Raw genomic sequence first — 20,214 nt, 5'->3', positions numbered from 1 at the left:
TGTAGATTTAACGCAAAAATGTAAAGCTCTTTGGTTTAACCTTTAAATATCAATTTAAGATTTGATCATTAAACATTTACAGAGTGTCTGAGCGTTTTAATGAGTAATTCATATAGGTGGTCTACAGCCTTCGATTCTAAAGATGACCTACTCCGATAAACCGCAGCCTCCATCGGCTCTAATGGTCCAAGTCCATGATCTGCACCTAAAATGGTTAAATGCTCAGGTGCACTGCACTGCGTGAACACAGCGATTGCTAAACCGCTTTCAACTGCTGCAATTTGACCGGCCAAACTTGAACTATTGTATACCACACGGTAACGGCGCCCTTGTAATGCTAAAGAATGAATAGCACTCTTTTTAGCTTGACTGGTACTTTCGTAAACTGCAATTGGAAGCGGGTCTTCTCGCCAGAGTTCAAACTGTGGAGAGCCTACCCATACCATCGGTTCATGAAACAAAAGTGTTCCTTGACGAGCGTTATCTCTTGAAATTAATGCCAAGTCTATATCACCACTTTCTACTCGTGGAATTAAAGAAGTCGACTGTTCACAAATCAATTCAATTTCAACCCCTCCGTACCGTGGTGCAAAACGTTTGAGTACGGGTGTTAAATATTTAGCGGCATAGTCATCGGGTACCCCAAGGCGTATACGGCCCGTTAATTCATCTCCATGAAATGCCATTTGCGCTTCAGTATGTAAGTCGAGAATACGACGTGCATAACCTAAGAGTAGCTGTCCTTGCGACGTTAATTCAATTTGTCGATGTGTTCGTATTAAAAGTTGGCAATGTAGCGCTTCTTCTAATTTTTTCAGTTGCATACTCACCGCAGACTGAGAGCGGTATAACTCAGGTGCTGCATTCGACAATGAGCCTGTATCAACGACTGTGACAAAACACTTTAACCAATCAATCTGTAAATTTTTTATATTCATTACGATTTATCTATTCGATTTTCAAATAGTATATAAAAGAATTATGCGCTTTTCTTTATCTATTCTCTCTTCCATACTGAATTTAGAAAAAGTTAAAACAATTCATTTTTCTAAAATGAAATTATCCGTGAATTGATTAATGTCCGAATAACACGTTAATAGCGACTCTTACTCATAATTTCATCATTTCGTATTTCTTAGGTATTACGCACTAGGAGGAGGTTTTATGTGCCCAAATAAACAGATGCTTGCATCACAAAGTGCAACATCCGCTTTTGTTTTGCTCTGGGGTAGTGCCGCAATTTTTACTCGATGGGGACTAGATAATGCCTCACCCATAGCATTATTAATTCTGCGCTTTTCTACTGCTTTAATTGTTCTGTCGCTACTGGCTATTTTTAGAAAAAGACTCTTACCTAAACATGGAACTCGAAAGCAAGTTCTGCTTACTGGATTACTCATGATCGCAGGTTATTCAATTTGCTATTTTAAGGCTATGGCTCACGGGGTCACTCCAGGCTTAATGGCTACAATCATGGGAATACAACCCATTTTAACGCTCTGCCTTCTAGAAAAGAGCTTACAAAAAGAAAGGCTTTTCGGTTTATTCATTGCTTTAGCAGGTCTCATTCTTTTAGTCTGGAAAAGCCTGACGATGTCGTTTATAGCACCAATCGGGATATTCTTTGCCTTAGCTGCCCTCATCTGTATAACCTTTGGGGCTATCATGCAAAAGAACATTCAACAAGCTCCTACAGATGTCTTACCGCTACAATATATAGTCAGTCTTGTGGTCTGCCTGTTTATGGTTCCCTTTGAACATTTTGAAATAACGTGGAATTCGCAACTGATTATTTCAGTCTTATTTCTAGGAATTTTAATTTCTGTAGTTGCTCAGCTTTTACTTTATCGGCTTTTAAGTCAGGGCAATATTGTAAATGTGACAAGCCTGTTCTATTTGGTTCCCATTGTTACTGCACTCTTAGATTTTCTAATTTTAAAAAATACGTTACCTCTGGCGGGCTTAATTGGAATGATCGCGATTTTACTGGGCTTAATGCTTGTATTTAAAAAGAAGTAACTCATAAAAAAAATATATAAACCCTCGAATGAGGGTCTTATTTTGAGTAAAAATTTAATCTAAATTTTTCCAGTCTGTCCCAATTTGAGCTAATGCTGGAAGTTCATCACTATTAAAAACATTAGAATTTTGATCAATAGCAAATCGATAGATAGGCATAGAATCAGCTTCAGTTTTCTTAAAGAATCTGAAGTTTTCAGTAGGGTGATAATTACCCGCTTCTGTAGATTTCACTGCTGTTCCTGACGGTATATGAATATAACTTTCACACGCCACTTCAACGTTATTTCCAGCAAGATCTTGGTAGGAAAATTTCATGTTTTAATCCTTTCTAAATTTTTATGATTGAGAAAAACTTAACATGCTATCTGGCTAGATTATTGAAACTTTTTTAACTAATTGTTTAAGTGTGTATATTTGGTTAAAACTCAAAAAGTTATTCAAGATAAAATCCTATTTCAAATGCTTCTGCTATAACTCACAATCCCAGCATTTTAAAAGCACGCTCATCAAGTTCTTTAAGCTCTTCAAGCGTATATAACCGTCCTTCCGGATCAAAGAACTTATCAAAATCGAATTGCCCTTCTTTATATAATTGATATCTTTTAGGCCCTAACCATTCTTTTTGAAAGAAATCATCTGTCAGTTTAAAAAACTCTTTAAAAGAAGTATTTGCATCTAGCTGACCAGTTAATTGTTCACGCTCATCTTTAGGAATATCCTTCAATTTTCTTTCATCCATAATGAATGCTCGGCTGCCAACGAGCTGACCATCCTCAAGAGTTGGAACTAGGATGCTGCGGCAATGCGGATGCAAAGGCGGAACTTTTTTTGTCGGATCATTAATCTGCCATACCGTTCCATCAAGTGAAGCGCATGTTTTCGATGTCCTTCCATCAAGAACACTTACAAATCTGACATATTCAAATTTTAATAGCTTATAACTATTTAAATATGCCTGATTGGATATATGACTTCGAATTGTACGTACAGTTCGCTCAATATCTGTTTTAGTACTATTGAGTAGCCCATCTTCATATTTAAGGCGTTTGGTTCCATGAATTCGCTGAACAATCTGCAAAGTTGTGGCGCCATTGTTAAGACCATCCCGAATTGCATATTCAACTCTTTGACGAGCTAGTTCAGCAATTTTAGAGAGTAGTTCATCTACTAATGCTCCACCCGCTAAAGGAACGCGTTTAGCAGCTTTATAGAGTTGCTCGCCTTTTAACTCTTTATGTTTGCCACCAAAAATTTTTGACATATATCTGGCTTCATAAACAGCCAATGCCACAGCAGAGATTGTAAAAGTGTCTGTGAGAGTTTCATTAATCAAATTAAACCACTGAGAAATTAGTGCACGTATCTCTCTTAAATTAGCTGTTGAATAAATTCCACCAGACAATGCGGCTCTTTCCTTTTCATTTAGCTCATCTAACAAATTAGTTAACTTAGCAAGCATGGTAACCGTTTCAGAACTAAATAAATTAAGAAGTTCATTGACCGATCTTGATGATGCTCGATATAGATAGGCCTGATGTTGAGTCAGAATATCAAAAAGTGTTTTTTGATGAAGATTAGCCATAAAAATTTACCTCTACAGAAGTGCTTTTTTATTGTTTTGCTATTTATAATTTCAGTATCTCTAGAACAAGTTATGACGAACAAGCACACCTACGTAAAGTTATTTAGCTAAATGCTCATCCTTGTAATGCATATTTTTATAAACGTATCTTATATCCAATCTAAATAGGATCTTTCACGCTGAGTAAAACAGCATTACTGGGAATACTTTTAAGTATTTTCTTTTGTTGTTTCAGCCATTCTTTATAAAATTTTTTATCAGATTGTTCCGAAAAATTTTCTTTGTGCTCGCTACAAGAAGTGTCGCCCATATTTCCAGACCGTGCACACGGCCAATTGTTCAATTGGGGGGTCAAAACAGCATTACTCACCCATGAAAGTTCTTCTAATCTAATCAAATTCATCTCTACTTCCTTGCTTTCCTATAGCGCCCTTATTATTCAATAGATTCGTATGAAACTTTCTTTTGAATAATTTATAGACGGCTATTGTCTTACTTTCTAAGCCAATCCAATTGGAGCTACACACAAATAGCACACCCTAAAAAATGCAAAGTGCAAATTTTGTGTATTGATTTATCAAAGATGTAAGTTGCTATAGGAGCACATAAATTGAGTTTAAATAGAATGAGGAAGATATTTAGAATGTTTTCTTCTTTGTTGCCCCAATTTCAGATATACTGAACTTAGTATGAGATGAGCCTTATATAGTTCATTGCTAGATCAATGAACGACTAAGCCCTTCGCTTTCGAGCAAGGGCTTTTTTAATGCCTATAATTTGTGAAAAATTATGCTCATATGAACTGTTCGGTCGACCATTGGTTTGCCTTTATAGCGCAGGTCTGTTAGATTGGTCTTGTTCACCAACTCCTATTGTTGATGAATACTGAAGCCTGATTCGTAGCATCAGGCTTTTTTACGCCTAAAATTTGTATAAATGATCTTGCCAAAATGATCACATACGATCTCGGCGCGATCTAAAACACAGTAAATCAAACTATAAAATAAACTTGCATTATCTTACTTTTAGCCAAGAACCTACTTCTTTTAGTACATCAACTAAACTGTTTAATTTCTTACCATCTTCCGTTAATGAGTATTCAACTTTAACAGGAACCTCCGCAAAAATTTCTCTGTTAATAAAACCTTCTTCTTCAAGAAAACGTAATTCTAAAGTTAACATTCTTTGAGAAATATTAGGTATTGCCCGTCTTAGCTCATTAAAGCGCATAGGTCTTTCGATGAGAAATGAAATAATTAACATTCTCCAGCGACCACCCAATACGGTCATTGCCTCTTCTACAGAACAGCCAGAAATATTATCTTTCATTGTTTAATAAGGTATAAAAAATATACCTATATAACAAAATAGTGCCTAATTTACAATCTATACCTAGTAGTAAATAATAGTTTTTCATCACGAAAAGACTGGCCTATATTATGGAATATAAAGAAGTTGCTAAAAAAACGATTAATCATTTGTACTCAGCACATGCATCTATTCGTACCTCAGGCATCGACCCTCAAATCATTGCTTTAGCTGAGTTATATGTGTCACAAATCAACGGCTGTGCCTACTGCTGCGCTTTTCATGCTCATGAATTAAGAGATATGGGACTAAGCCAAGAAGTGATTGATAAAATTCCGGGCTATAAACATTCGAATGCCTTTTCAAAGAAGCAACAACTTGCTCTTGAACTTGCGGAGGCAGTCACTTTTCTATCTGACAAAATTGAAACTGTAAAAGCTCATTTAGCCGAATATTTTAGTGAAAGAGAGATTGTAGAGTTAACGACTAGCATTTCGCTTATGGGAGCATTAAACCGGCTCAGAATCACTGTAGGTGATAAAAGTTAATTCATTGAATTTCTATATAAAAAAGCCCTGACCATTCGGGGCTTTTAATGATTTTTTGAGAAAGTTTAATAAAAATTGAAAGCACTATTTTCATGATAGAAATAATTTCTTTTCGATTGCACGACGATTCACCAGCCCTTGCAAACGCTTACCGCCTGCATTGACCCAAACATCAAACTGGTTGGCAGCCTCTTTGTAATCACCTAAGTTTAACTTTTTGAGTAAGGTCGAGTTTTTAAAAGCCCCTACTCCAATGTTATAAGCTAAAGAGACTAATGCATCGAATTGATTCTGTTTTAAAGGTACTTTTACGGCACTATTTACTGCGCGCTCAAATATCTTTAAATCATGCTGCATATAGGCTTTAGCTTGTTCAAGCGAGCATCGGTCTCCTTCACTTACACGCTGGCCATTAGGATACCGTGTCGTGCCATAACCAATAGTCCAGACACCAGTACTGTCATCATAAGCACTGAGTTTTAACCCTTCAAAATTACAGATTAGATTTACACCGTCTAAACTAAGAGACATCTCATCAACAGCGACACCTATTAATTCATCGCCATGATCAGTTGCTGTAGCAATAAGATCTGCTGCTCCATCTTGCTGAGACTTAGCAGTAAAAAATTTGCGGAGATAATCCAATATTTTTTGCATTTAATGCCCTGTTATTTACTTTTTCTCTGTAACCCAAAGCGTAATATACCCTTGTACTACAGGCTGCCCATCAGCTCTATAAGCGTTAACTTTTACTTGCATATCTCCAACTTTCCACTCGTCATCAATGGTTGCTACTAATTTAATATCAGAATCTGCCTTAGCTACATAATTTACGCTCATGCCTTTAGGTAACCATCTTAAATGTTGAGGTACTGATGCTTCAGCTAACACACCCATGACAAATTCTAGCCCATTACATATGGCAATAACGTGTACAGTCCCGATATGATTTTCAATTGATTTATTTTTTTTGATTGAGGCTTCGCACAGGTTTAAATCTAATTTTTGGATAATTGGATTTACAGTCTGAAAATATGGAGCCACTCGACTAACAATCTTTGATAAGAGCGTTAATCCGCCTGGTACATTTTTCAAAGTCTTAAACGCGAGCAGAACATCATTGACTGGTGGAACTGCTTTATTTTTGATTTTGTTGGTAAATGCAGAAATATAGTTACTCATAGTTTTACTTCTGTTTGAGAGTTAATCATTCAATAAATATATATTTACTCCTCTCTACACTCATTGCTTAGTTCTCAATTTTTTGAGTCATTAATGATAATGATTAAATAACCTCGAACGTACCGTACTGTTCAACTAGAAAGTCCAAAATATTAAAAATGCCCAATATTGAATTGGGCTTTAATTTATTCTTCAATTTCGATAGGATCGCCATCTTCAGGGCGAATGTGTCGCTCACCATCATCGGCCGGATCTACACTCGAGCCATCTTTGGTAATGCTGTTATACAACTCATCCTCTTTTTTATCATCGATAAATTCTTCATCGGCAAAATCTAGAGGCTCTTCATCATCGTCAAAATTTAAGGGTTTTTCTTCATCTATCATGAGATTCATCCTTTACTTAACCTGTGTCATTCCATGCTTAAATAATTAACGGCTACATTCAACACTAAACCATCATCATTTGTGTAACTGACACTTTCAGATACGTTTTAGTTTTTGTTATTTTCAAGATGGTTCAAAATACTACTAATTTTTAAAAGTAAGTAACCAAACAGTAGCCCATTAAATATAATGAAAAGGCCGACTGTAACCATTTCTTTAGACCAGACTTGAATAATGTCTAAATTATCATTTCTTGTTTCAACTTGCCCATATGACAAAATAAAGGCTACTCCTAAAACAACTCCAAATAGAATCACACCCCACGCGACAAATGAGGTTGCCTTACTTTCACTATGGGATTTGTTTGCTTCACTCATACTTTTTCTTGTCACATTTTAGGGCTCATATCAGTTTTTTATATTAATTTAATGCCTATTTAAAGTCTTGTTTATGTTATGTTTTGATAGCAATGTAAGTAATTTTTATATTTTGTTTACCTATCCATCAACTGTCTTATTTTCAATTTAAAATAATACGTTGCTTTTACTTTTGAAAGAAATCTATATACCCATTAAACGAACTATATTCACTGTTTCATAAGGTAAGAGAGCAAATTTATATACATTAACAGTTTTAAATTTGCTCCCCATGCTGAAGAAGAACTTACTTATTTAGCCTGAAATTTCATATTGAATTTTCTTGCTTGCTTTCTTACTTCAGGATTTGAAGGCAAAGCAAATGGACTTGCACGCCAGATCGCTTTTTCAATACTTGTTTTAAATTTTTGTTCTTCTTTATCTAAAAAGATGATTTGTTCAATTTCCCCAGTGTCAGTTAAAAATACTTTAACGCTCGCACTCATACCTGTAGAAGACTTTGGAATATCCCATATTTTATAAATTTTCTTTTGATACTGCTTTTTATATTTTTCAGCCTCTGAAGCAATCTTATTATCAGTCACTTGAACAGGAGGAACTTGTTTGTGGCCAGTCGTACACCCAACTAATAAAAATAAAGAAGCAATAATAGTGAAATTTTTCATTTAAAGTACCTTTTTTCAATAATTAAAATTTAACAGTTTAAATTTTAAAAAACCACCCGAAGGCGGTATTAATCATTGATTATCCCTAGCCAGCAAAGGTAGGTAGTAAGCCATCCTTATCTACCTTTGTTTAAATTAATGCTTTATTCTTCTTTAAAAAGGGACTTCGTAACGAAAATTCATATTTGAATTTTCTGGCACATTATAGACATCTTGATCAGTAAAAACTCCGTGTTCAGGTGTTTTAAAACTATTAAATGCTTTATTGACTGGAACAGTTGGAGCGTTATTTAAATAGTTTTCTTGAGAATTATATGGAGATGAAGCACAGCCAATCAGCCCAAAACCCAATAAAGATATAAGTAGAAATGTCTTCATAAATTTTGACTACCGTTATAAAAGCCACACAACTTAACAAATTGAACAGCTATTGTCACACCGAAACTATTTAGTAATACTTAACAATAAGTTTATAAGACCCGTATTAATAAAATGAGTAACTCTATTTAAATCATATAAAAACCCCTACATCTGGACCATATAACTTTTAAAAACTGGATGTATTAGATAAAGCCTACAGCTCTTAATCTATTCTCGATTTATAACGAATGATCTATTAATTAACGCTTAGATTTTGAGGACTAACATGCGCCTACATTTTATTGTTCATGAAGATTTTGAGGCACCCGGTGCATATGAAATATGGGCTCAAAATAATGACTTCAAAATTACATATTCAAGAGTATATTTAAATGAAGCTTTGCCATCTTCTGCTGAAGATATAGATTTTCTTATTGTGATGGGTGGTCCACAAGATCCGGATACCACACCAGAGATGTGCCCTCACTTTAATTCATTGGCTGAACAATCAATCATTAAAAAAGCGATTGAAGCAAATAAAGTAGTTATCGGGGTATGTTTAGGATCTCAATTGATAGGCCAAGCTTTAGGTGCCAAATTTGAACATAGTCCAGAAAGAGAAATTGGCAAATTTCCAATTATGCTTACAGAATATGGCATAACAGACTCTAAGTTTTCACACTTAGGAAAAATGGCCGAAGTTGGGCATTGGCATAATGATATGCCGGGTTTAACTCCCAACGCAAAAATCATTGCTTTTAGCGCAGGTTGTCCAAGACAAATTATTGAATATTCAAAATTAGTGTATGGACTGCAATGTCACATGGAATTAACTTCAGAAGTTGTTGAATTACTGATTCAACATTCAGAAGCCGAGTTAAATCAGGCTCACCATTATAAATTCGTGAATAGTCGTGAAGAATTACGAAATCACGATTACCAAGAAATGAATCAAAACCTCTTTATTTTTCTGGATAAATTGAAAGAAGAATACTCAAAACAACATTAAAAAAATGAGTGTAAAAAACCTTCTCAACTAGGCTTTTACACTCACCTATAAATCTTATTATTTACTAGATGTTCAAATTCACTCAAAATTCAACCTACAAAAAACTCAACTTTAATGTTACAATACAGTTATTTACTCAATTTCAATTGGACTTCAAAAGAAATGAATAGATTGTTATTACTTTTTTTATCTTTAAATATTAGTCTTTTTTCTCCTGTAGCTTTTTCTGAAACAACCACATTTCAAATGAAGCAAGAATATAATCACCCTAACTTTAATCAGCATAAAAGCATGCTTGCAGTAAACGCGAGTTCTCAAGAACATAAATTTAATGGGCAACCAAAAGAGTTTTCTAATTCTGGCACCAATCATCAAAATGTAGATTTTTTTGAAATTGCAAAACAATATCAAGAAAAAGAAACTACACCGACCTACTCTACTGAAGAAACAGTAAATATGAGTGATCATGACCGTAGTCTTTACTACCTTAGAAATCATGATAATGTTGGCATTCAAAGAGAAATGAATGGTCAGCAGTTTAGATCGCTAAAACAACAGCGAGATAAAGGTGTGATTTCAAATGATGTATATAAAGAAAAGGTCACCAAAATCTTATATCAACCTTCTTATAGATAAATTAGAAGCCCTCACCAGAGGGCTTTTCTTTAAGCATTAAAGTCTTCGCCAATTTAAGTAAGCATCGACATAAAATATTCTAATAACTTATCTCTTTCATCGATCTTATTTGCACTTAAAAGCTGAACCATTGCTCCATCAATCACAAATAAAAACATGTAGGCATCTTCAAGTGTAGCGGTAACTTTTATAGTTAAAATCAGCTTATAGATTTCTTTAATGAACCAACTTCGATAATCACTAACGATCTTGTAGGCTGCGGGATAAAGCTTTTCAATTTCAAAAATAGCTTTAAACTGCAAATGGTAAAACCCTTCTAAGTCAGCGTGTAAAAAGAAAATTTTCTTTAGTTTATCGAACACCATAAGTTCACGGTACGAATGGATAATCGAAAACACCTCGTCTTTTAACGCATCTTTTTGAAAAGTCAGACACATCTCAATAAGTTTTTCTTTAGATGAAAAGCAGTTATAAAAGGTGGCTTTGGGAATTTTGGCATCGCTAACAATTCGGTCTACACCGACATTATTAAAGCCATATTGATTAAATAAATTTCTTGCCGCGTGCAGCACTCGCAGTGCTTTAAATGATGCTTCTAAAGTTGGCATAGACATACCGTTTAAAATAATTTTTTGTTGTATATAAATGAGATAAAATGCCTTCACTCTTAAATTGAGTGCTAAAAAAAGGCACATCAAGGCAGCACAAATTCTGCCTTACATATCTCAGGCTTTATTGTTGATATGATTTTTTAGTCGTAATGATCTAAAGGTTAAAACCTATAGTCGATTAAACCGTTTTAAATGCCAGTTGGATAATATGGATGTAAAGACTTTGGCAAGGACTGCCAATGAGAGAGATGAATTAGTACGCATAGCGGACTCCTAGATGAAATAGAAGTTCTACCAGATCACTGCTAAATGATTATGGTGGCAGAACGAAGAAGGGTTAGCAGACCAGTCATCTAGGAACCGGCACGCCCGAGGGCGTCCCTCCTCCGTCCTACCGCTACAAAGGGAGACGAACGAGTTCGACACCAAAAAATTACTTTTTTGATGTCCTAGATGAAAACGGTCTGCTAAAACCGACTGGCAATGTGGCCAGCAGGCAAAGGATAATCGGAGAGATTTTGGGTGTCAATGTTCAAAAAGAAAGAATAAAAACATTTGATATAAAAAAGCTCTTTAAATAACAAGAGCTTTTTGAGTTATATTGCGTCTAAATCTAAATTTGCTGATTAGCGATAGCGTTTGTTACCATCCGAAGTAGTGCAATATTTGTCTTCACGCGGCCCCACACATTTTTTGTTTCCACTACAAGGACATTCCGAAGAACTACTACTAGACGAACCACTACCAAAACCTCTATAGCTACTTGGTGCATGTGATGGTTTACTCTTTGAAAAGTAACTATGACCACTAAAAGATTTTCCTCCCCCACGGCCTCCTCGTGCCTCAGCCTGAGTTAAAAAGATAATTTGTAATAAAACTAATATTGATAAAAAAATAATTTTCATTTTATCCCCGTAAAAATAGTAAACGGCAATTATAATTCAAACTACTATTCAATAATTCAATTTATTAAACAATATTATTATTTATATAATGATTATAATTCGAACCAACAAACTATTAAAATTTTTATTAGCCTATTAAATATACAGGGTGAAAATTGTAATATAATGCTAATACTAATAAAAACTATAAATTTCAAAAAATTATAATTAGCAACTATATATATTAAAAATTAATATTTATTGAGTATATCTAACGAATACAAGAACAATCTTTTAAAAATACAGCCTCAATATTTTGATAAATTATGCATATACAGATCTGTCTGTATAAACACATAACTCACTTAAATATATTATACTTTAGTCTAATGTTTTTGTGTCTAAATAAAAATAAGATGTCGGCTGGGTAACGAGTGAATAAATAATTAACCCAAAATACCTTTAATAAATCAGGAACATAACAATGACTTCGCCTTTAATGAATAATTACCTAAACTTTGCTTCTGGAATTGCCCATCAGCAATACTTGCCAGCCGAAGAAGGTATCCTTAGGGCTTATAACGATGGATGCACCCACTGGTATGTGGATGGAAGTTTACATGGGGAAATGGTTCCAGACTGGTCTGATGAACGAATCGAAAATCTAAATAGTTTAATCAAAAAATATAATGTACAACCTATTTTCCATGGTAACTTCAAAGCACCATTAGGTAGCGATGTTGATTATTTACGAGAAGCAGCGGTTGTATATGTTAAAAAAGAAATTGATATTGCCGCAAAAATTGGGGCACCTTTAGTTATTCATGGTGGTGGTATTGTAGAACCAAAGAAAATTGTATTGGCTAAACAAAAAGCTCTCGATAACTATATTTTATCTGTTAAAGAATTAGCTGAATATGCTGCTGAAAAATCAGTTGATATTTATTTAGAAAATTTATCGAATTATAAAAACTACCGTCCTTTCCATTATGTGTTTACCCACATGGAAGAATATGATTATGTTTTTAATAAAATTGACAACAAAAATGTCTATTTCTTCTTAGATGCAGGACATGCAAATGTGGGCGAAGGTGACCCAATTGCTGTGGTAGATAAATACCATGACAAAATTAAAGGTATTTCTTTTAGTAATAATAATGGTGAACAAGATCAACACTTTAGTATTGGTCGCGGCACTGTAAATTATTCTGACTTTATCGAAACAATTAACCGCCACAATTGGAAAGGTCTTGTTGCCTTTGAGGTGAGAGACAAAACTACTTTAGATTCAGTTAAAGAATTAGCAAGCGCATAAAACTAAAAGCCTTCTGAGGAACATCAGAAGGCTTTTTTAATTTAAATAATTCATTTTTAAAAGGATATATTAAGTGAGTGGTTTACTAGTTTTCATAACAATTGCTTTTCTTACGCTATCTAGTCCAGGCCCTGGTGTTTTATTTACAGTTACAAACTCAATCAATTACGGCGTCCGTACAGCCCTATTTGGAATTATTGGGTTAATTATTGGCATGTTTGTCATTGCAGTCATTTCGGCGAGTGGAGTGGGTTTAATCATTACCAGTAATCCTACTATTTTTACTGTATTGAAATTTGTTGGTGCATTTTATTTAATGTATCTAGGCTATAAAAACTTTGTAAAAACATCACCTTCTCAAGATTTATTAGACACTGAAACAAGTGAAAAAGCGGTAAGCAAATCTAAATTATTCTATCAAGGATTATTTGCGTCACTTCTCAACCCAAAAACGATTGTTTTCTTTATTGCCTTATTTCCACAATTTATTGATATAAAAGAAAAAATAATAAACCAATTTTTAATACTTTCTTTAACTTTTTGCCTAATTGGTTTCTTAATTCATTTGGTATACGCTAATTTTTCTTCAATTTTTAAAGAAAAAATGCTGTCTGGAAATAACTTTGCCAGATTAAATAAAATCAGTGGTTGTATCTTTTTTATTCTCGCTGTTTTGCTGATTACTCAATAAATGAAAAAACAGTTGTAAACGCTTTTAAGCTAAAAGCGTTTATCCCTTAAAGTATTTCCTCACTCATCCGACTTTTGTTCTACAAATTTAAGCTTGAAGAGATTGCTGATTTAATTTGGATTGAATCAGCAATTTATATGCCCTGCTTTATAAAATCTATTGTTTTAACTTAATTTTATTTAGTGTCATACATAAAGCCTTTTTATCAGCCTCTTTAATTTGAGGATGCTGTACAGACCACATGTAGCTACAGCTATGAGGCGCTTTGTTATTATTTTTCTTTAGTTCATAGGCAATATTTTTTAAAAGCTCAGTATTTAGCGTACTAATTTTTAAACGTACTTCTGCTAAATCTTGCAGTTTCCAATTCGTTTCTGGACTCGACAACCAATCTGCGCGATATCGGTACTGAATTGCCTTCGCAACATTCATTTGAGTCAAAATAAATGGCTTCACTGTTTCACGATTTAGGCCCAAAGAATCGGCCTCAGAAAGTGATTGATCAAGAACTTTCTTTTCTTGAGTTAAATCTTCAATCGGCAAATGCTGTTCTGCTTTATAACCTGCGACATCTTTCATATAAGATAAACGCTCGTTAATTAAACGAGCAGTTTGATCATATTGATATGCTTGCGCTAATGAAGAAACACACGTGAAAGCTGCCAACGTACAAACCACTTTAACAGCTTGCTGAGCACTCTTAATCTTTGCCATGTAAATACCTATCGAAATTATTGTTCTGTCGTCATTCCAGATCAGTACTGTATTTTAAGAACATGCGAAAGTAAAATTTCAAGATAGGCTGAGTTCTTGACTCCATGCCGAATCAGACTGCTGATAGATGTGTTGGCACACTTGCTTAACAGATGAAATAAAGTGTTGGTTCTGTCCATCCCATTTTTCAACCATGCAATAGCTAATATGGATGCCTTTAGGATGAAACTCTCTTGCTAATGACTGCGCTAAAGCACGAATACCCGCAAACATGCTTTGGCTTAACACATCGTAATGGGTCGAGTTGTTAAATGGTGCACCAAGAAAAATAACAGTGCCCCGCTGCTGCTTTAACATCGGCTTAATCACAGCTTGCGCCACACTCACCGCACTTAAACCTGTGGTCTGCCAATTGTGTTCAATCTCTTCTAAAGATAAAGCCTCAATATTTGGCGAAGATGAAAAATTCGGTTGAAACACACAGAGTTCAATTGTGTGTCTTTGAGTGGAAATATAACGCACCAAGCTTTTTAAATGATCTGCATTTACTAAGTTTAAATGAACTGCTGTCACGCCATCGTTGATTGAGTGAACTTGGATTTTTTGCACAGCTGAATCATGTACAACTTGATAAAGATGTAATGGAAATTGTGCGTTTTTATCTAGAACTACAAAATCCCGCTCGATTAGGTGTAAATCATGACCAGCAACAACAACACAACCCTGTTTTTTTTGAAATCTCTGACATATTTTTTTTAGCATTTTAGTCTCTCTCAAAATTTTTCTTGGTAAGGGCGTAAATCGAGTTCATGTGTCCAAAGCTTCGATGTTTGTTGGTAAAGCATCCAATAGTTTTCTGCAATTGCATCAATATTGAGACCACCTGTACCACGTGTAAGACGGGCTAACCGCCCCAGACCAAATAAGGCTTTATTTACTCTATCGCCATCGACCATTCCATCAATAATCACATGAGCAATATGTATCCCTTGTGATTTATAGATTTGAGCTAGATTGAGTGCATAAGCACGCAAAGCAGATTTACCCATGGTAAAAGCTGCGAAAAAAGGTTTCCCCCGCAAAGAAGCGCTCGCACCTGTAAAAATAAGCGTGCCGTAGTTTTGATCTTTAAAGATTTTTAGACAGCTTTGAGAAACTAAATAAGCCGATAAAAAAGTGGATTGCCACATTTGAGTAAAAAACGACAGCGGACTTCGTAAAAAGATTGAGGGAATATTTCCTCCCACATTATGAATGACAGCAGTAATACGCTCATTTTGACTGGTGATGGTGTCAAATAAAGCTTGTACTTGCTTTACATCTTCTGCATCTAGGCGAAATGCGACAGCGTCCCCACCTTTCGAATGAATTTCGGCAGCCACTGCTTCAATTTTCTGGAAAGTGCGCCCAGCGACATAAACTTTTAAACCTTCTTTCGCAAAACGATGGCACACGGCTGCGCCAATACCTTGTAATGCACCAACGCCAATGACAACTACACAATCTATTTTTTTATCAGGTGTTGCTAATGTCATGGTTTTTTACCCTGTTTGTTTTTTATACCATAAAGCAAGAAACGGGCGATCCAAAATTTCTTTACTAAATTTTTTGCTTGTGCGGACCACTTCACCAAGTTGAGCGACCACAGCAATGTCGGCAATTGTCTGAGAATCTCCAACTAACCATTCACTTTGCGATAAAACTTGTTCGATACGGTCGAGGTGCCTTCTAAACTCTGCTTCAACATTTTCAGCTTTCATTCGACCTAGACCTTGAAAGAAAAGCTGTGTTTTCAATTCAGCTAAGATAAATCCTTTTACCATTGGTCTTTCATACGCTGGGCGCCCAATACTGCTAATGCGAATTGCCTCGTCTAACGCATCTGGGTCATTTACGCGGAAATAGACTTCATAAAAATAGAGAGCTTCATCTGCCCAGTCTTCCCACAGCTCTGCAAGTGCTTTTTGATTTGGATCTTCTGGATAAAGCCGTGGTGTATCTGGATAAGTTTCTTCTAGGTAGCGAGCAATGCTGGTACTGTCTTGTATTCGCTGTCCATTATGGTCAATTACAGGTAATTTACCCACTTTACTGAGCAAAGGAACTTTAGCTCCCAAAATGCCGTTATAGTTAACTGTGTCAAATGAGATTCCTTTGAATTTCAAAATTCTTGAAACTTTCTGACAAAATGGGGAAATTTCCCATTGATGCAAAATAATGTCCGACATTTGTTCACCTTTATTTTAATTGCCTTTTTCTCTAGTTCTTTTTTAGAACCAATCAATAAATATACAGTATGGATTTTTAAGTCAAACTGTTTTTGATGACGAACAAGTTTCAAAAGCCAAAATTATTTGATTTATATCTTTTTATGTTCAGCCATTTTTAATGAATATGATTGAAATTACGCGGAACCGTGCGACTAAAATAGAACCGCGTATATTTGATAAATTAATAAGTCACTGTAACAACAACACTATCAGAATAATTTCCTGGTTTGGTTGAAATAGAGGTACCTTGTGGAATTTTTCCATACACTGGAGTAGTTTGAGCGCTACCTGTACCTGTACCAGACACTCCACCTGCTCCCCCGATATTGGTCACGCCTCCTGTGGCATCCCACACCGTACTATAGTTAGAATCTTTATATAACTGATAGGGAATATAATCATTACTATCATGTTTCATACGCCTAAAGCCCCCAGCAATACGGTTGTTTCCATCGCCTAAATAAATGCTATATGGCGTTCCATAATTACAGGTCGAATTTACAGCCCCTTGCGCTGTGTAATCACGACTAGTCGTACCAATATCATTAATATTTCCGAAATCTACAGTTGAGGTTGAGTTTAATTGGCACAAACTTGGTACCACAAAGTTCGCTGTTAAAGTTACATTTCCAGAGTTCCAGCTGAGTAAATCACCCAAACATAACACCGCTAGAAGATCCATATCCCAAAATAGTTGAACCGTAGCTGTATAGGTTCCTTGAGGGTATGCAATGAGCGACCCCGTTCGAGCTGGTACTTTCACATTTACTGAGTAATTAAGAATATTATTTGAAGCGATTGTTACCACTGGACCATACCAAACATTCGAAGTTTGATTTGTGGTAGAAGACCCAGCACCACCCACAGTTGCCGTGACTGTATATGGTAACGATACGCTATTATTCGCGTTGGTCGCTCCTGTAAATACAGTCTTCATGCACATAAACGGAGAGATCTGAGGTATTAGTCCTCCATTCGTGCAAGTAATTGTTCCTGAAAGGTTTACAGTTGCATCACTATTAATATTTGCTGCCGTGTAGGTAAACGTATTATTTGTGGTTCCAGCTACCGTACAAGCAGCATGTGCCGGACTAAAAACCGCATAAACGAGATAAAACAAGCAAATACCTATGAAGTATTTTAAAGACAATGAAAATTTCTTATAGCTCTCTATTTGAGCCTTATTCATAATATTTAATGACATACATAAGGTCCCAATTTTTTAGTTGAGTACTGATTACTGTTATATGTGAAGCCAACTTGACATGAGCCATGATCTAGAAGATCCACTTCAAGTTTGTTTTGTTTTAACAGGTTTGGAATAAATACTTCACCGTCGTAGCCAACTACACCATCTTGCTGACCATTAATTCGAACCGTATAACCTGGTAATAAAGGTGAGTTACTCGAGTCAACAAGTTTCACTAATCCTGAAATGACCTGATGAGCGCCAAAATCAATAAGGCCACCTTGGCGATAACCCACCACTGTTTTTTGATCTGTAGATTTAACACTCCAATTCAAAGGAAGATACGATGGATCTAGATAGATATGATTCTCTTTATATGGCATGAGACTAGGAATCAGAAATCTTCCAGAATTATCAGTTACACCCAAGTTGATTCCGCCATTTATAATTTGGCTTTGTGGTCCAGCATTGGTCACAACTGCATAGCCATCACCAATTTCATTGGCTGCAAACACTCGTCCTGCTGCCGCAACCAATGATCCTGTCGCTGAAAGTGCAACTTGGTCGTTATCCCCAATTCGGTTGTATCGACCTGTCAGATAAGCCGCGCGAGCACGGTAAGAGCCATAAATTGAAGCATTGTTTTGATTCGCATCCTGATCACGTTCAATATAACCGCCCCATCCAAATGAACCTATTTGTGGTTCTGATAAGCCGAATATTTCTTGTCGATAACTCAGTCTGCCACCATCATTAGATACACTCGTAATCGCATTGACTCGGCTAGATGGTGTATAGCGCAACGCAAAGTAAATGCCATAGTCTTTTTGGTTTTCATAATCTTTATATGCCGAGGTATAAAAGCCCCAGTTCTTGTTTAAACTTCCACTTAAATTGGCAGATAACAACTTATAGGAGTTGTCGCTATATTTGATCTGGTTATAGCCCAGATAGGCGCTATACCCTTCGTAAAAGTTATAGCTCATCCCTGCCCTAAAAATCTCATCTGCCAGTGCACTGTAGCTCAGGTAGTTCTGCGGCTCAGAAGTCATCTGGTTATCTTTTAAATATCGAATTTGAGATACACGGGCAAGGTCAAAGTAATTATCAAATACTTTGCGGTAACTGGTATTAAACGAAATATTCTTGCTAATACGCCCTTCTAAGCCAAGCAAAGCAGAATAACCGTTTTCATCTTTATACTGACTCGCTGCGATGTCAGCATTAATCACTCCAAAACCAAACAAGTTCTTGGCAAAACCAGTGCCCAGATTTGAGAGACCATCTGTAGAGGCCTCTGCACCACCGCTTAAGGTCAGCGAGTTGCTGTAGCCATAGCGAATCGCACCCGAAGCAAAAGTGGCATCGTCGTAATCGTTTGAATAAAGTCCATAGTTATAGCGTGGAACCCCAACATCTACTGAAAATTCATTAATGCCTTTTGCCAGAATTTTAGACGAAAAATAATAAGCCTGTTTGGTCACACTCTGTTGACCCGTTGCATCGGTGGTTACAAGGGTAACTTCATTTCCCGAAATAAACGGAAGCTGTTTAATGTCAAATGGGCCTGAAGGCACCAGTCCTGAATAAATCTTTTGCTGGTTAACGTATAAATCTAAAGTTGAAGGAAGTGCAGCCGAGCCTGAAAATTGTGGGAGTGCGGAGGTAACAATATCACCTCGTTGAGTATAAGCACTTGACCACTGGAAACCAGCAAGGCGTACACTATTCCCCCAGTCCGAACTATTAGAAATAAAGTCCCCTAAGGTATATATCCTGACTTTTTCAGGGTCTACGTACTGCCACTTACTCTCCAAGCGCACCCATTTTTCATGGCTATAACTAGTTTCATTACTGCCGCTGTATAAAACACCTGAAGAAAAATTACCGATTGCGCTGTTAAAGATTCCTTCTGCTGAACCTGAGAAAACATTCTCGTCATTGGTTATGGTGTTATACAAACTATAGTTCAGAATAGCTGCGTTTAAGGGCTTCATTTTGAGTAAATGAGGGCTGGTGACCTGCTGGCCATTTAAGTCAACTGAATAATCCGTCAACATGTTCGACGGAACTTGTAAATTTAGAGCCTGTTCATTCTCTAAATATTTAAACTGGATTCCTTTTAACTCGTTAATACACACCCATTGGCTATCAGGAATCTGCTCATCCATTTTCACCCTTAAAGTTTTTAAGGTACTAGAGCGGATATATAACTTTCCATCCTTAGATTGCTTCACAGCAACCAAGTCTTCCGCAGCATTGGAATTAATAGAAACAACTAAAAAAAGCTGAGTAAAATTAATATTTTGCCCATCTCCATTTGCATTCCCCTGTGCATATTTCTTATTACTATCTACAGATTCAGGAACACTAGGCATTATAGTATTCGTATTATCTTGTAGTTGCTCGGCAAAAGAATACGCAGGAAGATATGCCACACATAAGACACCTATAATATATTTCAT

The 20,214-nt window shown here is 35.9% G+C and carries 25 protein-coding genes; 6 read left to right on the top strand and 19 right to left on the bottom strand.

Annotated features, from left to right (window positions below; translation table 11 throughout):
• Positions 1 to 68 precede the first annotated feature (68 nt).
• Entirely contained in the window at positions 69 to 938 is an 870-nt protein-coding gene (locus tag F935_RS04360; protein WP_016137791.1) for a LysR family transcriptional regulator, read from the bottom strand.
• Positions 939 to 1,164: 226 nt separating this feature from the next.
• Between F935_RS04360 and F935_RS04355 the strand changes: the two genes are divergently transcribed.
• Entirely contained in the window at positions 1,165 to 2,019 is an 855-nt protein-coding gene (locus F935_RS04355) for a DMT family transporter (RefSeq protein WP_016137790.1), read from the top strand.
• Between the two features lie 54 nt (positions 2,020 to 2,073).
• Here the strand turns inward: F935_RS04355 and F935_RS04350 are convergent, their stop codons facing one another.
• The 4 genes from F935_RS04350 to F935_RS04335 all read right to left on the bottom strand — a co-directional run bounded on the left by F935_RS04350 (position 2,074) and on the right by F935_RS04335 (position 4,933).
• Complete coding sequence (locus F935_RS04350) at positions 2,074 to 2,337, bottom strand: hypothetical protein (RefSeq protein WP_016137789.1); 264 nt, start codon at positions 2,335 to 2,337, stop codon at positions 2,074 to 2,076.
• 160 nt (positions 2,338 to 2,497) lie between these two features.
• Positions 2,498 to 3,604: a minor capsid protein gene (locus F935_RS04345; protein WP_016137788.1), complete on the bottom strand. Its 1,107-nt coding sequence runs from the start codon at positions 3,602 to 3,604 to the stop codon at positions 2,498 to 2,500.
• 160 nt (positions 3,605 to 3,764) lie between these two features.
• On the bottom strand, positions 3,765 to 4,007 hold the full coding sequence (locus tag F935_RS04340; protein WP_016137787.1) for a hypothetical protein: 243 nt from the start codon (positions 4,005 to 4,007) through the stop codon (positions 3,765 to 3,767).
• 611 nt (positions 4,008 to 4,618) lie between these two features.
• A complete protein-coding gene (locus F935_RS04335; RefSeq protein ID WP_016137786.1) occupies positions 4,619 to 4,933 on the bottom strand; it encodes a winged helix-turn-helix transcriptional regulator in 315 nt (104 codons plus the stop codon).
• A gap of 110 nt (positions 4,934 to 5,043) precedes the next feature.
• On the opposite strand from F935_RS04335, the gene F935_RS04330 reads away from it, so the two are divergent.
• Positions 5,044 to 5,460 (top strand): carboxymuconolactone decarboxylase family protein, encoded by a 417-nt coding sequence (locus tag F935_RS04330; RefSeq protein ID WP_016137785.1) that lies wholly within the window; start codon positions 5,044 to 5,046, stop codon positions 5,458 to 5,460.
• A 90-nt stretch (positions 5,461 to 5,550) separates the two neighbouring features.
• Here F935_RS04330 and F935_RS04325 read toward each other — a convergent pair whose 3' ends face one another.
• The 6 genes from F935_RS04325 to F935_RS04300 form a co-directional block, all read right to left on the bottom strand.
• Complete coding sequence (locus tag F935_RS04325) at positions 5,551 to 6,117, bottom strand: lysozyme (protein WP_016137784.1); 567 nt, start codon at positions 6,115 to 6,117, stop codon at positions 5,551 to 5,553.
• Positions 6,118 to 6,132: 15 nt separating this feature from the next.
• Positions 6,133 to 6,642: a hotdog fold domain-containing protein gene (locus tag F935_RS04320; RefSeq protein WP_016137783.1), complete on the bottom strand. Its 510-nt coding sequence runs from the start codon at positions 6,640 to 6,642 to the stop codon at positions 6,133 to 6,135.
• A 185-nt stretch (positions 6,643 to 6,827) separates the two neighbouring features.
• Entirely contained in the window at positions 6,828 to 7,028 is a 201-nt protein-coding gene (locus F935_RS04315) for a hypothetical protein (protein ID WP_004791647.1), read from the bottom strand.
• 107 nt (positions 7,029 to 7,135) lie between these two features.
• Positions 7,136 to 7,405 (bottom strand): hypothetical protein, encoded by a 270-nt coding sequence (locus F935_RS04310; protein ID WP_035366043.1) that lies wholly within the window; start codon positions 7,403 to 7,405, stop codon positions 7,136 to 7,138.
• 290 nt (positions 7,406 to 7,695) lie between these two features.
• A complete protein-coding gene (locus tag F935_RS04305) occupies positions 7,696 to 8,070 on the bottom strand; it encodes a TonB C-terminal domain-containing protein (RefSeq protein WP_016137781.1) in 375 nt (124 codons plus the stop codon).
• A gap of 153 nt (positions 8,071 to 8,223) precedes the next feature.
• Complete coding sequence (locus F935_RS04300; RefSeq protein WP_016137780.1) at positions 8,224 to 8,448, bottom strand: hypothetical protein; 225 nt, start codon at positions 8,446 to 8,448, stop codon at positions 8,224 to 8,226.
• A 268-nt stretch (positions 8,449 to 8,716) separates the two neighbouring features.
• On the opposite strand from F935_RS04300, the gene F935_RS04295 reads away from it, so the two are divergent.
• A complete protein-coding gene (locus F935_RS04295; protein WP_016137779.1) occupies positions 8,717 to 9,439 on the top strand; it encodes a type 1 glutamine amidotransferase in 723 nt (240 codons plus the stop codon).
• A 114-nt stretch (positions 9,440 to 9,553) separates the two neighbouring features.
• Positions 9,554 to 10,075: a hypothetical protein gene (locus F935_RS04290; protein ID WP_035366042.1), complete on the top strand. Its 522-nt coding sequence runs from the start codon at positions 9,554 to 9,556 to the stop codon at positions 10,073 to 10,075.
• Between the two features lie 53 nt (positions 10,076 to 10,128).
• Here F935_RS04290 and F935_RS04285 read toward each other — a convergent pair whose 3' ends face one another.
• Positions 10,129 to 10,683: a TetR/AcrR family transcriptional regulator gene (locus F935_RS04285; protein WP_035366448.1), complete on the bottom strand. Its 555-nt coding sequence runs from the start codon at positions 10,681 to 10,683 to the stop codon at positions 10,129 to 10,131.
• Positions 10,684 to 11,312: 629 nt separating this feature from the next.
• Positions 11,313 to 11,591: a hypothetical protein gene (locus tag F935_RS04280; protein ID WP_016137776.1), complete on the bottom strand. Its 279-nt coding sequence runs from the start codon at positions 11,589 to 11,591 to the stop codon at positions 11,313 to 11,315.
• A gap of 463 nt (positions 11,592 to 12,054) precedes the next feature.
• On the opposite strand from F935_RS04280, the gene F935_RS04275 reads away from it, so the two are divergent.
• Together F935_RS04275 and F935_RS04270 are read left to right on the top strand one after the other, a co-directional pair.
• Positions 12,055 to 12,885 carry a sugar phosphate isomerase/epimerase family protein gene (locus F935_RS04275; RefSeq protein WP_016137775.1) on the top strand — a complete coding sequence of 277 codons (831 nt, stop codon included), beginning with the start codon at positions 12,055 to 12,057 and terminating at the stop codon, positions 12,883 to 12,885.
• 73 nt (positions 12,886 to 12,958) lie between these two features.
• On the top strand, positions 12,959 to 13,576 hold the full coding sequence (locus tag F935_RS04270; RefSeq protein WP_016137774.1) for a LysE family translocator: 618 nt from the start codon (positions 12,959 to 12,961) through the stop codon (positions 13,574 to 13,576).
• Between the two features lie 156 nt (positions 13,577 to 13,732).
• Here F935_RS04270 and F935_RS04265 read toward each other — a convergent pair whose 3' ends face one another.
• The 6 genes from F935_RS04265 to F935_RS04240 all read right to left on the bottom strand — a co-directional run bounded on the left by F935_RS04265 (position 13,733) and on the right by F935_RS04240 (position 20,214).
• Entirely contained in the window at positions 13,733 to 14,290 is a 558-nt protein-coding gene (locus F935_RS04265) for a chorismate mutase (RefSeq protein WP_016137773.1), read from the bottom strand.
• A gap of 78 nt (positions 14,291 to 14,368) precedes the next feature.
• Positions 14,369 to 15,052: an SDR family NAD(P)-dependent oxidoreductase gene (locus F935_RS04260; protein WP_016137772.1), complete on the bottom strand. Its 684-nt coding sequence runs from the start codon at positions 15,050 to 15,052 to the stop codon at positions 14,369 to 14,371.
• Between the two features lie 11 nt (positions 15,053 to 15,063).
• The gene (locus tag F935_RS04255; protein WP_016137771.1) at positions 15,064 to 15,825 is read right to left on the bottom strand and encodes an SDR family NAD(P)-dependent oxidoreductase; all 762 of its coding nucleotides are present in this window, start codon (positions 15,823 to 15,825) and stop codon (positions 15,064 to 15,066) included.
• 6 nt (positions 15,826 to 15,831) lie between these two features.
• Positions 15,832 to 16,518 (bottom strand): glutathione S-transferase family protein, encoded by a 687-nt coding sequence (locus tag F935_RS04250; RefSeq protein WP_016137770.1) that lies wholly within the window; start codon positions 16,516 to 16,518, stop codon positions 15,832 to 15,834.
• Between the two features lie 223 nt (positions 16,519 to 16,741).
• Positions 16,742 to 17,764 (bottom strand): Csu type fimbrial protein, encoded by a 1,023-nt coding sequence (locus F935_RS04245; RefSeq protein WP_016137769.1) that lies wholly within the window; start codon positions 17,762 to 17,764, stop codon positions 16,742 to 16,744.
• Positions 17,755 to 20,214 (bottom strand): fimbria/pilus outer membrane usher protein, encoded by a 2,460-nt coding sequence (locus F935_RS04240; RefSeq protein ID WP_016137768.1) that lies wholly within the window; start codon positions 20,212 to 20,214, stop codon positions 17,755 to 17,757. The genes F935_RS04245 and F935_RS04240 overlap by 10 nt, the downstream gene beginning before the upstream one ends.

The sequence above is a fragment of the Acinetobacter calcoaceticus ANC 3811 genome, assembly GCF_000399665.1.
Taxonomy (GTDB): Bacteria; Pseudomonadota; Gammaproteobacteria; order Pseudomonadales; family Moraxellaceae; genus Acinetobacter; species Acinetobacter calcoaceticus_B.
Note: the sequence above shows the minus strand (reverse complement) of the source record. Positions and strands in the feature narration are given on the sequence as shown.

Coding starts and splice junctions, on each gene's coding strand:
- F935_RS04265 (WP_016137773.1), bottom strand. CDS start 14,290: ATGGCAAAGATTAAGAGTGCTCAGCAAGCTGTTAAAGTGGTTTGTACG.
- F935_RS04335 (WP_016137786.1), bottom strand. CDS start 4,933: ATGAAAGATAATATTTCTGGCTGTTCTGTAGAAGAGGCAATGACCGTA.
- F935_RS04350 (WP_016137789.1), bottom strand. CDS start 2,337: ATGAAATTTTCCTACCAAGATCTTGCTGGAAATAACGTTGAAGTGGCG.
- F935_RS04255 (WP_016137771.1), bottom strand. CDS start 15,825: ATGACATTAGCAACACCTGATAAAAAAATAGATTGTGTAGTTGTCATT.
- F935_RS04290 (WP_035366042.1), top strand. CDS start 9,554: ATGTTACAATACAGTTATTTACTCAATTTCAATTGGACTTCAAAAGAA.
- F935_RS04245 (WP_016137769.1), bottom strand. CDS start 17,764: ATGTCATTAAATATTATGAATAAGGCTCAAATAGAGAGCTATAAGAAA.
- F935_RS04310 (WP_035366043.1), bottom strand. CDS start 7,405: ATGAGTGAAGCAAACAAATCCCATAGTGAAAGTAAGGCAACCTCATTT.
- F935_RS04260 (WP_016137772.1), bottom strand. CDS start 15,052: ATGCTAAAAAAAATATGTCAGAGATTTCAAAAAAAACAGGGTTGTGTT.
- F935_RS04320 (WP_016137783.1), bottom strand. CDS start 6,642: ATGAGTAACTATATTTCTGCATTTACCAACAAAATCAAAAATAAAGCA.
- F935_RS04285 (WP_035366448.1), bottom strand. CDS start 10,683: ATGCCAACTTTAGAAGCATCATTTAAAGCACTGCGAGTGCTGCACGCG.
- F935_RS04240 (WP_016137768.1), bottom strand. CDS start 20,214: ATGAAATATATTATAGGTGTCTTATGTGTGGCATATCTTCCTGCGTAT.
- F935_RS04325 (WP_016137784.1), bottom strand. CDS start 6,117: ATGCAAAAAATATTGGATTATCTCCGCAAATTTTTTACTGCTAAGTCT.
- F935_RS04300 (WP_016137780.1), bottom strand. CDS start 8,448: ATGAAGACATTTCTACTTATATCTTTATTGGGTTTTGGGCTGATTGGC.
- F935_RS04305 (WP_016137781.1), bottom strand. CDS start 8,070: ATGAAAAATTTCACTATTATTGCTTCTTTATTTTTATTAGTTGGGTGT.
- F935_RS04340 (WP_016137787.1), bottom strand. CDS start 4,007: ATGAATTTGATTAGATTAGAAGAACTTTCATGGGTGAGTAATGCTGTT.
- F935_RS04355 (WP_016137790.1), top strand. CDS start 1,165: ATGTGCCCAAATAAACAGATGCTTGCATCACAAAGTGCAACATCCGCT.
- F935_RS04330 (WP_016137785.1), top strand. CDS start 5,044: ATGGAATATAAAGAAGTTGCTAAAAAAACGATTAATCATTTGTACTCA.
- F935_RS04280 (WP_016137776.1), bottom strand. CDS start 11,591: ATGAAAATTATTTTTTTATCAATATTAGTTTTATTACAAATTATCTTT.
- F935_RS04275 (WP_016137775.1), top strand. CDS start 12,055: ATGACTTCGCCTTTAATGAATAATTACCTAAACTTTGCTTCTGGAATT.
- F935_RS04295 (WP_016137779.1), top strand. CDS start 8,717: ATGCGCCTACATTTTATTGTTCATGAAGATTTTGAGGCACCCGGTGCA.
- F935_RS04250 (WP_016137770.1), bottom strand. CDS start 16,518: ATGTCGGACATTATTTTGCATCAATGGGAAATTTCCCCATTTTGTCAG.
- F935_RS04345 (WP_016137788.1), bottom strand. CDS start 3,604: ATGGCTAATCTTCATCAAAAAACACTTTTTGATATTCTGACTCAACAT.
- F935_RS04315 (WP_004791647.1), bottom strand. CDS start 7,028: ATGATAGATGAAGAAAAACCCTTAAATTTTGACGATGATGAAGAGCCT.
- F935_RS04360 (WP_016137791.1), bottom strand. CDS start 938: ATGAATATAAAAAATTTACAGATTGATTGGTTAAAGTGTTTTGTCACA.